This window comes from Proteus appendicitidis, assembly GCF_030271835.1.
Lineage (GTDB): Bacteria > Pseudomonadota > Gammaproteobacteria > Enterobacterales > Enterobacteriaceae > Proteus > Proteus appendicitidis.
Genome location: NZ_CP127389.1, coordinates 23,198 through 38,824, shown reverse-complemented (window position 1 = coordinate 38,824; position 15,627 = coordinate 23,198). Strand labels below are relative to the sequence as shown.

At 39.0% G+C, this 15,627-nt stretch carries 15 protein-coding genes; 9 read left to right on the top strand and 6 right to left on the bottom strand.

From position 1 onward, the window contains the following. The first annotated feature begins 1 nt into the window (after nt 1). Both rfaF and rfaC read left to right on the top strand, forming a co-directional pair. Nucleotides 2–1,054, top strand: coding sequence for an ADP-heptose--LPS heptosyltransferase RfaF (gene rfaF, locus QQS39_RS00180; protein WP_196735184.1), 1,053 nt, complete (start codon nt 2–4; stop codon nt 1,052–1,054). Continuing rightward, nucleotides 1,051–2,010, top strand: coding sequence for a lipopolysaccharide heptosyltransferase RfaC (rfaC, locus tag QQS39_RS00175; RefSeq protein WP_285805169.1), 960 nt, complete (start codon nt 1,051–1,053; stop codon nt 2,008–2,010). Before rfaF ends, rfaC begins: the two co-directional genes overlap by 4 nt. 19 nt (nt 2,011–2,029) lie before the next feature. Here rfaC and QQS39_RS00170 read toward each other — a convergent pair whose 3' ends face one another. Together QQS39_RS00170 and QQS39_RS00165 are read right to left on the bottom strand one after the other, a co-directional pair. Continuing rightward, nucleotides 2,030–3,106, bottom strand: coding sequence for a glycosyltransferase family 9 protein (locus QQS39_RS00170; protein WP_285805168.1), 1,077 nt, complete (start codon nt 3,104–3,106; stop codon nt 2,030–2,032). Between the two features lies 1 nt (nt 3,107). Further along, complete coding sequence (locus QQS39_RS00165; RefSeq protein WP_285805167.1) at nt 3,108–4,070, bottom strand: polysaccharide deacetylase family protein; 963 nt, start codon at nt 4,068–4,070, stop codon at nt 3,108–3,110. Nucleotides 4,071–4,229: 159 nt separating this feature from the next. On the opposite strand from QQS39_RS00165, the gene rfaQ reads away from it, so the two are divergent. The 6 genes from rfaQ to coaD all read left to right on the top strand — a co-directional run bounded on the left by rfaQ (nt 4,230) and on the right by coaD (nt 10,143). Further along, nucleotides 4,230–5,297 (top strand): putative lipopolysaccharide heptosyltransferase III, encoded by a 1,068-nt coding sequence (gene rfaQ / locus QQS39_RS00160; RefSeq protein ID WP_285805166.1) that lies wholly within the window; start codon nt 4,230–4,232, stop codon nt 5,295–5,297. Then, complete coding sequence (locus QQS39_RS00155; protein ID WP_151436559.1) at nt 5,297–6,430, top strand: glycosyltransferase family 4 protein; 1,134 nt, start codon at nt 5,297–5,299, stop codon at nt 6,428–6,430. The genes rfaQ and QQS39_RS00155 overlap by 1 nt, the downstream gene beginning before the upstream one ends. Further along, entirely contained in the window at nt 6,427–7,530 is a 1,104-nt protein-coding gene (locus QQS39_RS00150) for a glycosyltransferase (RefSeq protein WP_285805165.1), read from the top strand. The genes QQS39_RS00155 and QQS39_RS00150 overlap by 4 nt, the downstream gene beginning before the upstream one ends. A gap of 81 nt (nt 7,531–7,611) precedes the next feature. Beyond that, a complete protein-coding gene (gene waaA / locus QQS39_RS00145) occupies nt 7,612–8,889 on the top strand; it encodes a lipid IV(A) 3-deoxy-D-manno-octulosonic acid transferase (protein ID WP_285805164.1) in 1,278 nt (425 codons plus the stop codon). Continuing rightward, nucleotides 8,889–9,668, top strand: coding sequence for a glycosyltransferase family 2 protein (locus tag QQS39_RS00140; RefSeq protein ID WP_285805163.1), 780 nt, complete (start codon nt 8,889–8,891; stop codon nt 9,666–9,668). Before waaA ends, QQS39_RS00140 begins: the two co-directional genes overlap by 1 nt. Continuing rightward, a complete protein-coding gene (coaD, locus tag QQS39_RS00135) occupies nt 9,658–10,143 on the top strand; it encodes a pantetheine-phosphate adenylyltransferase (RefSeq protein ID WP_109419621.1) in 486 nt (161 codons plus the stop codon). Before QQS39_RS00140 ends, coaD begins: the two co-directional genes overlap by 11 nt. Here the strand turns inward: coaD and mutM are convergent. Next, nucleotides 10,140–10,964: a bifunctional DNA-formamidopyrimidine glycosylase/DNA-(apurinic or apyrimidinic site) lyase gene (mutM, locus tag QQS39_RS00130; RefSeq protein WP_196735191.1), complete on the bottom strand. Its 825-nt coding sequence runs from the start codon at nt 10,962–10,964 to the stop codon at nt 10,140–10,142. The two genes, coaD and mutM, sit on opposite strands and share 4 nt — an antisense overlap. Nucleotides 10,965–11,066: 102 nt before the next feature. Between mutM and rfaL the strand changes: the two genes are divergently transcribed. After that, complete coding sequence (rfaL, locus tag QQS39_RS00125) at nt 11,067–12,320, top strand: O-antigen ligase RfaL (RefSeq protein ID WP_285805162.1); 1,254 nt, start codon at nt 11,067–11,069, stop codon at nt 12,318–12,320. Between the two features lies 1 nt (nt 12,321). Here the strand turns inward: rfaL and QQS39_RS00120 are convergent, their stop codons facing one another. The 3 genes from QQS39_RS00120 to QQS39_RS00110 are packed head-to-tail and all read right to left on the bottom strand — an operon-like array spanning nt 12,322 to nt 15,599. Beyond that, nucleotides 12,322–13,491, bottom strand: a complete 1,170-nt coding sequence (locus QQS39_RS00120; RefSeq protein ID WP_285805911.1) for a glycosyltransferase family 4 protein — start codon at nt 13,489–13,491, stop codon at nt 12,322–12,324. Then, a complete protein-coding gene (locus tag QQS39_RS00115; protein ID WP_151436552.1) occupies nt 13,491–14,594 on the bottom strand; it encodes a glycosyltransferase family 4 protein in 1,104 nt (367 codons plus the stop codon). Before QQS39_RS00115 ends, QQS39_RS00120 begins: the two co-directional genes overlap by 1 nt. Nucleotides 14,595–14,597: 3 nt before the next feature. After that, nucleotides 14,598–15,599 carry a glycosyltransferase family 9 protein gene (locus QQS39_RS00110; RefSeq protein WP_285805161.1) on the bottom strand — a complete coding sequence of 334 codons (1,002 nt, stop codon included), beginning with the start codon at nt 15,597–15,599 and terminating at the stop codon, nt 14,598–14,600. Between the last annotated feature and the right edge of the window lie 28 nt (nt 15,600–15,627).

Here is a 15,627-nt window from a genome sequence, read left to right as displayed (position 1 = left end):
TATGAAAATCTTTGTGGTAGGACCTTCATGGGTCGGGGACATGATGATGTCTCAAAGTCTTTATCGTACATTGAAAGCATTACATCCTGCGGCAACCATTGATGTGATGGCACCAGCATGGTGCCGTCCATTACTCGAAAAAATGCCAGAAGTTGATAATGCCATTCCTATGCCACTAGGTCATGGTGCGTTAGCGATTGGTGAACGCCGTCGTTTAGGAAAACAATTAAGAGAGAATGGTTACACGCACGCTTATGTATTACCTAACTCGTTTAAATCTGCATTAGTCCCTTTCTTTGCAGATATTCCTAAGCGTACAGGCTGGCGTGGCGAAATGCGTTACGGCTTATTAAATGATTTACGCCCTTTAGATAAAAACGCATTTCCTTTAATGGTTGAACGCTATGTGGCTTTGGCTTATGACAAGCAAAAAGTCCAAAAAGCGACAGATTTACCTCAACCTTTGCTTTGGCCTAAGTTATCAGTTACTGAAAATGATATTTCTACCACATTAGCTCAATTTTCATTATCGACACAGCGCCCTGCCATTGGTTTTTGCCCCGGTGCCGAATTTGGCCCTGCAAAACGTTGGCCTCATTATCATTATGCGGCTTTAGCACAAAAATTAATTGCTGAGCAGGGTTATCAGATTTTCCTTTTTGGCTCTCAAAAAGATAAAGAAGCCGGTGAAGAGATAAAACAAGCCTTAACGCCAGAAGCCCGCGAAGCCTGTTTTAATCTGGCTGGTGAAACCAGTCTTGAACAAGCGGTTAATTTGATTGCATCTTGTAAAGCCATCATCAGCAACGATTCTGGTTTAATGCATGTGGCAGCCGCCTTAGAGCGCCCATTAGTCGCTCTTTATGGTCCAAGTAGCCCTGATTTTACGCCACCGTTATCCCACAAAGCACGAGTGATCCGTTTAATTACCGGTTATCACAAAGTGCGTAAAGGGGATGCGGAGCAAGGCTATCACCAAAGCTTAATTGATATTCAGCCAGAGAAGGTTTTTGCTGAATTAGAAAATTTACTGTCAACGGAGCCATCTGCGTGAAGCGGGTATTAATTGTTAAAACCTCTTCCATGGGGGATGTTTTACACACCTTGCCAGCATTAACTGATGCAATAAATGTATATCCTGATATCCGTTTTGACTGGGCTGTTGAAGAAGGTTTTGCACAAATTCCAAGCTGGCACCAAGCTGTTGATACCGTTATTCCAGTGGCAATACGCCGTTGGCGTAAAAATTGGTTTAGTGCACCTATTCGTGCTGAGCGTGCGCAATTTCGTCAAACGATCCAAACACATCATTACGATGCGGTTATTGATGCACAAGGTTTACTAAAAAGTGCATTTTTGGTAACTCGATACGCCAAAGGCACTAAACACGGTTATTCTCGTCAAAGCGCCCGTGAACCTTTAGCCAGTTTTTTCTACGATATTCGCCACGATGTTAGTAAAAAAATGCACGCCGTTGAGCGAATTCGCCAGCTGTTTGCCTTAAGCTTAAATTACCCCATTCCACAATCTCAAGGTGATTATGGGATTGCACAGCATTTTCTCTCTCTTCCATCCTTTGATGAACGCCCTTATTTGGTATTCTTACACGCAACAACTCGTGATGAAAAACACTGGCCAGAATCTCATTGGCGAGAATTAATCGCCCTACTTGCTGATTCAGGATTGCGCATTAAGTTACCTTGGGGCGCAGAGCATGAACATCAACGCGCTATCCGCCTAGCCAAAGATTTTGACTATGTTGATGTGTTGCCAAAAATGTCGCTCGCGGAGGTTGCTCAAGTGATTGCGGGTGCAAAAACTGTGGTTTCTGTGGATACAGGGTTAAGCCACTTAACCGCAGCCTTAGATAAACCGAATATCACCTTATTTGGCCCTACCGATCCCGGTTTAATTGGCGGTTACGGTAAGGCACAAACCGCTATAAAAGCGGATGGTGGGGATATTGGGGAGATAAAACCACAGCAAATATTTAGCCTTCTTGATATGTAGTCTTATAAACCCTAAAAGGTTATTCGCTTTTTAGGGTTTTATTTACCGCATTAAAGACTTCATCAACCGTAATTACATCCATGATCAGCTCTGGAGTTTCACAACAGAGAGGCTCTTTCTTAATGACGGTATGTAGCTCAAGATCTTGATAAGGACCTGTTGAACAAGGATTTGCGGTGACAAATAAACTCACTGTTGGTCGTTTTAATGTAATCGCTAGATGTAAAGGTCCTGTATCACCAGTCACTAATACGTTCATCATATTGATATGGCTTAATAGGTCAGGTAATGATGTTTTACCTACTAAGTTTTCTATATTTTTGTGATAATTAACAGGAAGTAATTTGAAAAACTCATCAGATAAATTTTGCTCATGAGGTGCTCCAATTAATTTAATTATCAATGAATTATCACTGTTAATTAATTGTTGAGCTAACTCGACAAAATGAGAGACAGCCCATCTCCGTTCTGGCGTTGACGTCCCCATCTGAAAGCCAATGACTTTATATTCTACTTTTGGTAATAACTTTATCTTACAAGGGATCTCCATATCAGTGCTTACATTTGTGATGCCTAAATGACTGACGAGATCTAATTTACTTTGAACAAGATGTACTGGTGTGGTGTTATGATCAGCAACAATCCATTTTGTAAACCACTTAGGAAGTTCATGAAAAGTATTACGCAAAATATACTGGCAACCTGCCATTACTGCGAATAGCACATCATAAGGGAGATGAGAATGTAAAATTACGGCTAATTCAGGCTTATACTTTTTTGCCTGTAAGGCAATAGGAAGTAAGTTTTTTATTTTATTATCCCAATAAATCACACTGTCTATTTGGTCATAGTTTTCAACTAATAACCTATTTTTCTCACTCGAAACTAATGTGATATGAGCATCTGGATAATGCGCACGGATCGCTCTTATCGCTGGGGTATTAAACATAAAATCCCCCAGCGCTGTTGTTGAAAAAATAAGAATACTGTTAAATTGAATATCTGATGAAAACATATCCGTTTTTTTCATCTTGCCAAAAAGTGGGTTATAGATATTTAAGAAGTTATGTACCCATTTTAATTTTTTCAACTTCATCTTATTTTGCCTGCACCTTACTTTGATAATACTCAGCCAACGTCATGCCCTGCACTTTATCTTTTAAGAAACTAAATAGCGTTTCCAAATCGTTATATAGCCCTTCAATATCTTTTTCTGTGCGGAATGTGGGACTACCACCCGGCATAAATTCTGATGAGTGCAGCATAAATTCAATATGAGAGTGACCTTGAGCTAATGATTTTTCAGCAACGTCAATCATTTGCTGTGCATTACCACCTTTAGGGCGTAACCAATTTACTGAAGGCGCTCGTTGCTTACCTCTTAATTTGTCATAACCTTGCTTAAATTTGTTCATTAAAGGTGAGTGCTTATATTGAATGCTCATCGGCACTTCTAGCAACGTTGAATTTCCTACTTTAGTAATATCCTCTAGATCCATAAAGTAAGCATGACTTGGAAAATCAGTGTAATTTGTTCCACCTGATTGCGCGGGATCACCTTTAGTAAAACGCCAATCCACTTTAGGTGTTACAGAACAATCAACTTGATAACCAAATTCAACTAAAAGCTGTGCATAAATCTCATTAAATGCCCAACGACCAGCTCGATGACTTAACATTTTTGTTTGTAGTTTATCTTCTAGCAAGTGGGTCATTAACGCGATTTTTTCTCGCATTTGATCTTTAGGGTATTCAATTAAATAAGGCTGATGATGTAAATCATTATTGGTTAAAGGCACGAGTGGTGGGCTATTCCATGCATGCAAGTGCATACCAATTTCGCCCGTATTACGAGCAATAACATCACGAGCAAACTCAATATAAGCATCATCCATTACCATTTCATAGTTTGTTAACCAAACGGGTTTAAAATGAAAATGCTCGCAAAGTTGCTGAAAACGGGGTAGAAAGTGCGTATTTTTAGTCGTGATATCACATTCATTTTCCCAAAGATTATCGCCTTCGGTATCTAATGTGATAATAAATGCTGGTTTTTTCATGCATACCCTGCCAATTAATGGATAATAGGCTAATAAATTTATATTTAATACTATGGCATGCAGTGTAAAACATCAATTCAATCAATATAAATTAGGTTTTATGGATGCTTTTGGCTGTTTTGTTTACAATTAGAGTATCTCACTAAAGCTAAAGTAATTATGACTAATATAAATCAATCATTTAATAGAATACTGGTTATTAAACTCCAACATCATGGAGATATGTTATTAACGACGCCCGTTATATGCTCATTAAAATCAGCTTATCCTAATGCAACGATTGATGTTTTATTATACAAAGAAACATTACCTATGCTTGAGCACAACCCATTCATCAATAATATTTTTTATCTTGATCGTAATTGGAAACATCAAGGTAAATTGACCCGATTAAAAAAAGAGTGGGAGCTTGGTCGAACATTGCAAAAACAGCAGTACGACTTAGTAGTAAATTTAGCTGATCAATGGAAAGCGGCCATTTTTGCTCTACTTACCAAAGCAAAAATACGTTTAGGCTTTGAATTTGAAAAGCGTAAAGGCAGCCAATTTTGGCAAAAATGTCATAATGTAATTGTCTCTACGGCAGATCATGGACAACTACACACCGTTGAACAAAATCTGAGTATCCTTGCTCCACTTAATATTCCTATCATTTCAGATGTAATGATGGCTTATAGCGAAGCAGATAAACAGTGGTTAGCAGAGACTATTGGAAAATATCATCTCCCTGAAAACTATATCGTTATACAACCAACCTCTCGCTGGTTTTTCAAATGCTGGGATGAAGATAAAATGGCGACTTTAATTACAAAGCTCCAGCAAAATCATTATTCCGTAGTTTTAACTTCTGGCCCAGAAGCAAAAGAATTAGAGATGATACAAACTATTTTGGCACACTGCCCAAACAAAGAAGTGATAACGGTTTTAGCCGGACAAACATCTTTATCTCAACTTGCGGTATTAATTGATAATGCAGGGCTTTTTATTGGTGTGGATTCTGTCGCAATGCATATGGCTGCCGCATTAAAAACACCTTTAGTTGCTCTTTTTGGCCCTTCTAAACTTGAACATTGGCACCCTTGGCAAGCGGTAGGTGAAACAATATGGGCAGGCAATTATGACGATATTCCACACCCAGATCATATAAAAACAGATACCCAACAACGTTATCTTTCCGCTATTCCGGTTGATGTGGTTTACAACACAGCTATAAGGCATTTATCTTAATGAATCACCCGTTACGACTCGCCATTGTCAGACAAAAATATCGCCCAGATGGGGGAGCTGAGCGCTTTATTGCGCGCGCATTAGATGCATTATCAAACGATGATCTTGAACTTAATGTGATCACACGAGAATGGCAAGGTGATACCAATCCAGATTGGCATATTCACTTATGCAATCCACGAAAATTAGGCAGGATTAGCCGAGAATCGGGTTTCGCTAAAGCAGCTAGAGCATGTTGGCAGGAAAATCATTTTGATATTGTTCAAAGCCATGAACGTATCGCAGGTTGTGATATTTTTCGGGCAGGTGATGGTGTACATCGCCGATGGTTATTACAACGCCAAAGAATATTACCTAATTGGAAAGGTCGTTGGCTATTTTATGATAGATACCACCGTTATGTCATGAATGCAGAAAAACAGATGTATGCCGATCCCGCATTAAAACAGGTTATCTGTAATTCACAGATGGTTAAAAATGAAATTATTGAGGATTTTGGCGTTTCTGCCGATAAAATAACTGTCATTTATAATGCAATTGACCATAATGCTTTCGTACCTGCAACAAATTCTCAAAAAGAGAGATTAAAAACACAATATAATATTCCACACGACGTACCTTGCTTTATTTATGTGGGATCAGGCTTCGAGCGTAAAGGCTTAGCAGCTGCTATCTCAGCAATAGCAAAGACATCAGCTATATTGTTAGTGGTTGGAAGTGATAAAAATCAGCGTAAATATGAACAACTCGCAACACAATTAGGTTGTGAACAACGCATTTTCTTTTTAGGTATGCAGAAAAAAACACTCGATTTTTATCAAATAGCGGATGCGTTACTACTTCCTACTCTTTATGACCCTTTTCCTAATGTTATTCTTGAGGCATTATCATGTGGTTTACCGGTGATCACCTCAACGACTTGTGGTGGTGCAGAGTTTATTCAACATGGTAAAAATGGATTTGTTTGTGATGCATTGGATATTTCAGCATTAACCGATGCAATTACACAGATCCCAAAAGAAACAGCGTGGACTGAGATGTCACAAGTGGCGAGAGAGACCATTCTCCCTTATACACCACAGCGATTATCAGGCGAGCTTATTTCACTTTATAAACGGATATTAGCCTTGTGAGTCAACAACATATACTTTTTATTATTGATGGATTACCGGGTGGTGGTGCTGAAAACGTCACGCTCAGGCTAGCTAATGGTTTTCATCAAGCTGGATACCAAGTCACATTATTATCCTTACATAATAAATTAGCGTATGAACTACCTGATTTTATTGATTATATTGTTGATCATGATAACTATCGTGGAATTTTTAGAAAATTAACTGAAATATCGCGTAGAGCAAAATCGCTTGATAATGTACTCACTCAACTTTTTGCTAAGAAAGGTCGCCCTGCTCTCGTTCTTTCTAATTTACATAAAACAGACCGCATTGTTTGTCGCTCTAAACAACTAAAAAGTTGCAATGTTTGGTACTGTATTCACGGCATTTACTCTCAATCTTATCTTGGCAATAAATCAGGATTTTCATATTGGCTGAAAAAAACAAAAATCCAACGAGTTTATCGAGATAAAAACCTCGTCTGTGTTTCTAATGCGGTAAAAGATGATCTAATCAATGCCATTGGTATTCATGCTGAACAACTAAAAACTATTTATAATCCATTTAATATTGAAGAAATACAGCAAAAAGCCACCCTTTCTAATCCCTTTGCTGAACAAGATTATATCTTGCATGTAGGTCGATTACATGAAGTAAAAAGACAAGACAGATTAATTGAGGCTTTTGCTAAAGCTGATTTACCTTGCCAACTGATTATACTCGGTGAAGGCACTCCCACCGTTAAACAGCGATTAGAAGCTCTAATTAAACAACTTAACTTAATGGAGAAAGTCACCCTTGCGGGTTTTATCCCAAACCCTCTCCCTACAATCAAAGGCGCTAAAGTGGTTGCATTAAGCTCTGATAGTGAAGGGCTTCCTACTGTATTAATTGAAGCATTAATATGTGGTGTGCCTATCGTTAGTACCCGATGCCCCGGTGGGGTCAGCGAAATCATGACAGGCGAACTTTCCGATTACCTCTCTGCAATGGATAGTGACTCTCTCGCGGAAAAACTTCGCCTTGCGTATTATTCACAGCCTCAAATATTGCCATCATCCTATGCAAAATTTGAACTAAACCATATTTTAAAGCAGTATATCGCTTTAATTCCTTAATCCGCGCTTACTTGTTTTACACACTTTCTCCCACACAGTGTGATACTATAAGCGTTCGTCTAGATAAGTGAATTTGATAGCATGTTGTTGCGTTTATATCAGGTACTTCTTTACCTTATTCAACCTCTGATTTGGTTGCGTCTTTTATTACGCAGCCGTAAAGCACCCGCCTACCGTAAACGGTGGGGAGAGCGCTATGGCTTTTGCAAAGGCAAAGTCGTACCTCAAGGGATATTATTGCATTCCGTTTCTGTTGGTGAAACACTCGCCGCAGTGCCGCTTGTTCGCGCCCTTCGTCATCACTATCCTGATTTACCCATTACCGTCACTACCATGACACCGACTGGCTCAGAACGTGTACGCTCCGCATTTGGTGATGATGTTTACCATGTCTATCTTCCTTATGATTTACCGGGTTCAGTTAATCGTTTTCTTAAAACGGTTGACCCGAAATTGGTGATCATTATGGAAACGGAGTTATGGCCTAACTTGATTTCAAAACTTCATCAACGAAAAATCCCGTTGATTATCGCCAATGCCCGTTTATCTGAACGCTCTGCTGCGGGTTACCAAAAATTGGGCAGTTTTGTCAAAACGATGCTCCAAAAAATCACCTTAATTGCCGCTCAAAATCAGGAAGATGGTGAACGATTTATTGAACTGGGCCTCAAACGTTCACATTTGCATGTTACAGGTAGCCTAAAATTTGATATTTCTGTTACCCCAGAATTAGCCGCCAGAGCCGTTGCTTTGCGCCGTCAATGGGCTGCTCACCGCCCCGTGTGGATAGCAACGAGTACCCATGAGGGCGAAGAAAGCATTATTTTAGAGACACATAAAAAGCTACTGACACAATTCCCTCAGCTTTTATTAATTTTAGTCCCTCGCCACCCAGAGCGTTTTCCTAAAGCCGAACAATTAACACGTGAAGCAGGATTAAAATATACCCTACGAAGCACTGACGCTGTGCCTGATGCACAAACTCAAGTGGTTATTGGCGATACAATGGGCGAGCTGATGTTGCTCTATGGTATTGCAGATTTAGCCTTTGTTGGCGGGAGCTTAGTAGAGCGTGGTGGTCATAATCCTTTAGAAGCTGCTGCTCACGCTATCCCCGTTATTATGGGACCGCATACTTTTAACTTTAAAAATATCTGTGCCAAGCTTGATCAAGCTGAAGGATTAATTACTGTTACAGACAGTGAATCAATGGCGACGGCTATTGCCTCATTGCTTAATGATGAAGATTATCGCCGTTATTACGGTCACCATGCCGTGGAAGTGCTTCATGAAAACCAAGGGGCATTACTGCGTTTACTTACCTTACTTTCACCTTATCTTCCCCCTCGGAGTCACTAATGAGCCAAAGTAAGCGCCTTTCTGTGGTGATGATCAGTAAAAATGTCGCTGATGTCATTGGCGAGTGCTTAGACTCTGTACAATGGGCTGATGAAATTATTGTGTTAGATTCAGGTAGCCAAGATAACACCTGTCATATTGCAACAGAAAAAGGGGCTAAGGTCTTTATCAACAGTGAATGGCCGGGATTTGGTAAACAGCGCCAACTGGCACAACAATATGCCACTGGTGATTATATTTTTATGATCGATAGTGATGAACGCATCACTCCTGAACTCCAAACCAGTATCCTCGCCGTATTACAACAACCTGAAGAAAATGTGGTTTATAGCTGCGCTCGCCGTAATTTATTTATGGGGCGATTTATGAAACACAGTGGTTGGTATCCCGATAAAGTGACACGCTTATATGCTCGTGAACGTTATCAATATAACGATAATTTAGTGCATGAATCATTAGAAACCCAAAGTGCGACTGTTAAAACCTTACAAGGTGATCTTTTGCATCTTACCTGCCGTGATTTAATAGAATTTCAGCAAAAACAGCTAAAATATGCCTCCGAATGGGCAAAAGAGCGCCATCAACGAGGAAAAACAACGAGTTATAGTTCTATCTTAAGCCATACTGCTGGTGCTTTTTTTAAGACGTGGTTGTTAAGAATGGGTTTTTTAGATGGGAAACAGGGATTAGTACTGGCATTTGTTAATGCACAGTATACCTTTAATAAATACGCCTCTTTATGGGAACTCAGCCAGAAGACTGTAAATCATGAAAAATAAAGCTATCTATCCCGGAACCTTTGATCCTATCACTTATGGTCATATTGATATTTTAACCCGTGCAGCAGGTATGTTTGATACGGTTTTATTAGCGATTGCTGATAGCGCCCGTAAAAATCCTATGTTCACCTTAGAAGAGCGGGTGAATTTAGCTAGAGAGGTAACGAGTCATTTACCTAATGTTGAAGTAGTGGGATTTAGCGAACTAATGGCTAACTTTGCTAAGCAACAACAAGCCACCATTTTAATTCGCGGTGTCCGCTCTGTTTCTGATTTTGAATATGAATGGCAACTCGCCAATATGAACCGTCACTTTGCACCGGATCTTGATAGTGTGTTTTTACTGCCCTCTCAAAATCTATCATTTGTCTCTTCATCGTTAATTAAAGATGTGGCGCGCCATGACGGTGATGTCTCTACGTTTTTACCTGAAGTTGTCACCACCGCCATGCTAAAAAAACTCGGTAAGATTTAGCGCTCATTTTCACCATGTTGGCAATGTCGGCAGAAAAATGTGCTACGTTGCCCTTGTTTAATACTTTCTATCGGTTGACCACAAATCAAACAAGGCTTGTCTTTGCGCCCATAAACAAATAACTCTTGCGCAAAATAACCAGGTTTACCGTCTGATTGCAGAAAATCTTTTAGTGTCGTGCCACCTTGCTCAATAGAGCGCGTTAATACTCGCTTAATCGCAGTTACCAGCACCGTACACTCTTCTTGCGTTAGGCTATTGGCTTTTCTATCTGGCATAATACCCGATGAAAATAGCGCCTCATTAGCATAAATATTGCCTACACCAACCACTAATTTATTATCCATTAACCACGGCTTTATCGCCGTTTTTTTATTTTTGGATTGTTGATAGAGATATTCGGCGTTAAATTCATCAGAAAGTGGTTCAGGCCCTAAATGCGCTAATACAGAGCTTGTGGCTAAATCTTCACACCATAGCCAAGCACCAAAGCGTCGTGGATCAGTATAGCGGAGTACTTTACCATCACGAAAAATCAAATCGATATGATCATGTTTTTCTTCAGGTTGTTCTTCTAATAATATGCGTACACTTCCTGACATCCCTAAATGAATAATGATCCATCCTGTATGAAGCTCAATTAGCAAATACTTAGCACGTCGCTTTACACTTAAAATAGGCTCATCCAGTAACGTTTTTATTTTTTCTGAGACAGGCCAACGTAATTTACTATTACGTACAATAGCATAGTGCAACACATTGCCTACAAGGTGAGGCTCTATACCTCGGCGACTGGTTTCGACTTCCGGTAATTCAGGCACAGGTGACTCCATGATTATCAGATAAGAGATACAGCGATAAACACATTTTTATTGTATGATCGCCACTCTATCAAAAAGTATAAAGGATGATGGCAGATTATTATGATGGTGTTTAAAGACTATAGTAAAAAATCCCTGTGGAATTTATCCATTATTGGGCTTTACATTATATTGATCTACTTACCGGATATCACCCGTTATAAAAATATTGTGATGGGATTGATTGGTGCAACAGCACTGTGGTATCTGGTACGTGATTTTAAGACTATCTGTAAAATCTTTAAAAATAATCTGTCATACTCACTGCTGTTTTTATTGTTGGTGATTGGTTATTCCATCCTAATTTCTGTCGAACCCAATATCAGTATTAAAGAAGTCAATAAGCCTATTTTAAATGGCTTACTGCTATTTGCTGTGACCTTTCCGATTGTATTATATAAAGAAAAACCGACCGATATTGCTAAGATGGTAATGGTAGCGTTTACGATTGGACTATTGGTGATTATAGCTAAGGAGTTAGTGCAGTATTATTTGGAGTATCAGAAAGGAATTTCTCCATTTACGCAAAAAAGCCAAACAGCACATAGAGAAATATCTTATGCCCTACTTTTCTTCTTCCCAATCATTTTATCTTCCCTTGTTTTAAAAAAAAGAAACTCTATTATTAATTGGTTTTTATTAATTTTAATTAGTGCATTATTTATTTTTATAATGCTAGGAACTTTAGCACGGGGGGCATGGATAGCATTAGTAATTATTACATTGCTTACCTTAATTATTAATCGCCAATATCTAATTATTGTAATCTTAAGTAGTTGTATACTATTGTCAGCATCTGCAATTTATCTAAATAATAATTTTATTAATGGTGAGCTTAAATCTAAATTATTTCAACTAAATAGTGGAAAAAGATTCAGTAATGGAACACAAAGCTCCGCATTAGAGCTTATTAAACAAAACCCAATAAAAGGTTATGGTTACGGTAATCAGATTTTTCATAATATTTACGATCCTCTAGTGAGAGATAACCCGCACTGGGTATTTAAAAAATCGAGAGGCCCCCATAACGTCTTTTTAGCTTTCTGGTTTGCGGGCGGTATTTTAGGGTTACTTGGTATTCTTTATTTTTGTTCTTCGATTATTGCCCAAGGGATTCAGCTAATAAGAAAAAACCAAGGGATTATTCGCCAAGCGGCTTTAGTGTTATTGATGTCATTTTTAGGTGTTTATGTACTGAGAGGATTATTTGAAAATGCCTATATCAATCAGGTCGGTATTTTGGTGGGACTCATGTTGGCGCTACGACATGCTTTACTTAATAATCAATCAGCAACACCGTCAGATAAACAGCAATAGATCACTGAATTAGCGTCTCTATTGTCTTTAGGATCACCTCAGCCCGTTTATCCCAGTTGTAATAGTTTTCAACTAATGAGCGGGCATGAGCGGTTTTTTCACTTGCGCGCTGTGGATTATCTCTTAACTGTATTATCTGTTTTGCAAAACTTTGTGCATCGCCACTATCTGCAAAACTTACTGCTTTTTCATCTACAACATCACGGATTGAAGGAAAATCTGAAATTACTACAGGTTTTTCCATCGCCATATACTCAAATAACTTGAGTGGTGAAGTATAACGGCTTCCAATACTGGTTAACGTAAGCGGGAGTACACAGATATCGTGCTGAGCAATCGCTTCAAAGCGTTTTTTCGGATCAATAAACCCCAAAAAATTAACCTTATCTTTTACGTCCATTTCTTGTGCTAATAAGGTTAGCCCTCCAATCTGCTCCGGCGTTCCCCCTGCAATATTCAATCGCGCGTTATCAAGGTATTTCATTGCTCGCATCATGGTAGGAATGCCCTTCCATTTATGCAGGCTACCTAAATACAGCACTTCAGTTATAGCTTTATCTAATAAAGGAGGAGTAACCTGATAATTTGCCACTGCATGCAAATCAACACCATCAGGAACAACGGTTATCGGTGTAGCAACTTGATATTGCGAAACAATATCATCTCTGAGTAATGAAGTAAGAACAAAAATACCTGTCGCTTGGCTATAAACCAATTTCTCCATTTTTAATAGCTTATGATATTTCGCGCGATTCTTTTTTTTCTCAAATGAATGAGACTCTGCGAAAGATTGTGCAAATATTTCATGACTTTCAAAAAAAAGGGGAATTTCTGGATAATTTTCACAAAGATAACAAGCCAGTTTTAAATTACGGGTAAACAACGCATCAACATTATTTTGCTTAACCCAACGCGCTATCTGTAATGAGAAAAGTTTTTGTGAATTAAATGGAAAATACCATTTACGACGAATATCTCTTAAGGAAACTAAACTTGCATTAGCATGGATTGAACGACCTAATATATCACTATCTCGATATTGCCCTTTTGGTGTAACTAAAGTGACATGTGCTCCCGCTCTGGCAAAAGCATCAACATTTTGCAAAATTTGCAATGAAGCAACTCGTAAGTCAGGAACTGGGTAAGGATCAAGATAGGCAATCTTCATTATTATGACGCCAATGTCTGTAATAAACGTTGTGCAGAATGTTGCCAAGTATAATGTGTTTCTATACGTAAACGTGCATTCTCGCCCATTGCTTTTCCTCTATCGGATAATTGGCGAAGATGATTAATTGCCATCACAATTTCATCTGCATTGCCAGGGGCAACCAATAATCCTGCAGTGCCCTCATTACCCACCACTTCAGGAATCCCCCCGATATGGCTGGCAATAACTGGTTTGGCACATGCCATCGCTTCTGCAATCGTAATGCCAAATGCTTCATCGCCAGTACTTGGGAAAATACCCGCATCACTGGCTGCATAGAATTTAGGTAATTGGTTATGCTCAACGGGTTGATGAAAAATAACTTGTTCAGCAATGCCTTTTGTCATCGATTTACTCTTCAATCGTTCTAGATCATCGCCTGTACCGATAATCAAGAGCTTCACATCTTCACCTTTTAGCTTTTCGATAGCATCGATCGCGACACTCAAGCCTTTCCAACCGACTAATCGTCCAGCAAATGAGAGTAAAAAAGTAGATTCACTTATTCCTAATTGCTCTCGTAACGAGGTCGCCATAGGTTTAAATTTTTCAATATCCACACCATTATAAATCACACGAGGGAATTGCTTAAAATGATGTTGGATTTGCCAAGCATTAAAATGGCTACATGCTACCCATGCTGAAATCTTTTTACCTAATCTGCGGTCACCTTTAAAAAAGCTAGTGCCTCCACTCATATAACAAAAACGTGTTGAAGATGATTTAGGCATCATAGAAGGCCAAAAAAAATCAAAAGGTTTTGTTAAAATAACCCAATCAAACTTTTGACTGATAACATCTTTTTTAGCGTGTCGTGCAAAAGTGTAGCGTTCAACAATACGGCGAAAACGACCACCAAGATCAATCACTTTATCTCGCGGTGTATAAGGATAAGTATGAATTTGTATTTGGCGTCCAGCTAGATTGTGTCGAATATCGCCATTGCCACCATAAAGATGAACTTCATGCCCCGCATCATGTAATTGCTTAGCCAGTTCCCAAACCGCAGTTTGGATCCCGCCATAAGACATGGTGATTGTGACATCAATTATACCGATCTTCATGGATTACTTTTTCACCTTCATTCCATTCATAATATTACTTACCGCATTCCACACATTCTCAACCGAGATTTCAGCCATATTATCTTCACGGTGGGCATTTTCTAACGACGTTGGATGTTGGATAACCTGACAACAAGAATGCTGTAATGGCGCTAAATAACACCCTGGATGATAACTATGATATAACGCCACCATTGGGATATCTAAAGCCCCAGCTAAATGTGTAGGTCCTGTATCTACTCCAACATAAAGCGATAGATTCGCCATAATTGCCGCATTTTGTCGCATTGAAACTCGACCCGCTAAGGCTAAACAATGCTGCTCACCGATTTTTTTAGCTAAATCAATCGATAATTGTTCGCTTTCCTTACTACCTAATAGCAAAAAGTACGTACTCTCGTCATGGGTAATAATCTGTTTTGCTAATTGTAGAAAATTTTCCACAGGCCAATCCCGATAGGCTTTAGCCGGAAAACTTTGCAGTTGAAAACCAATAATATTCTTATTAATTAATGAATTATCTTTTAAAAACTGTTGTGCGAAAGTCGCTTCTTCATCACTGACAAAGTAACGTAATTGCCAACAACTCGGATAAATCCCTAATGCATTAATTAATAAAGCACGTTCTTTTTGTGCCACCATCGGCGACTTAGGGCGCGCAACCCAAGTCACATTACCTTGCTGCTGAGAAATATCAGCAAAAGCAACGGTATGATGAGATTGGCGACGAGCATAGTTCACCAGCTCACTATCATTGCCGTACACCAAAGCCAAGTCATAAGGCTTATGAGGTAACCAACCCGTCCAAACCGCTCTTTTTTTAGAAAAATGTCTAATGCTATCAATATCAGGGTTATGCTCAAGAATACATGCGCTACGCTTATGTGCAAATACATCAATATGAGCATTGGGCCAGCGTTGTTTTAAGGCATGAATAACGGGAGTGATAAGTAATGTATCACCAAAACGCGCTACCGCTATAACCAATATATTTTTTGGATCCATATGCTTTTTATTTGGCTTAAATGATACA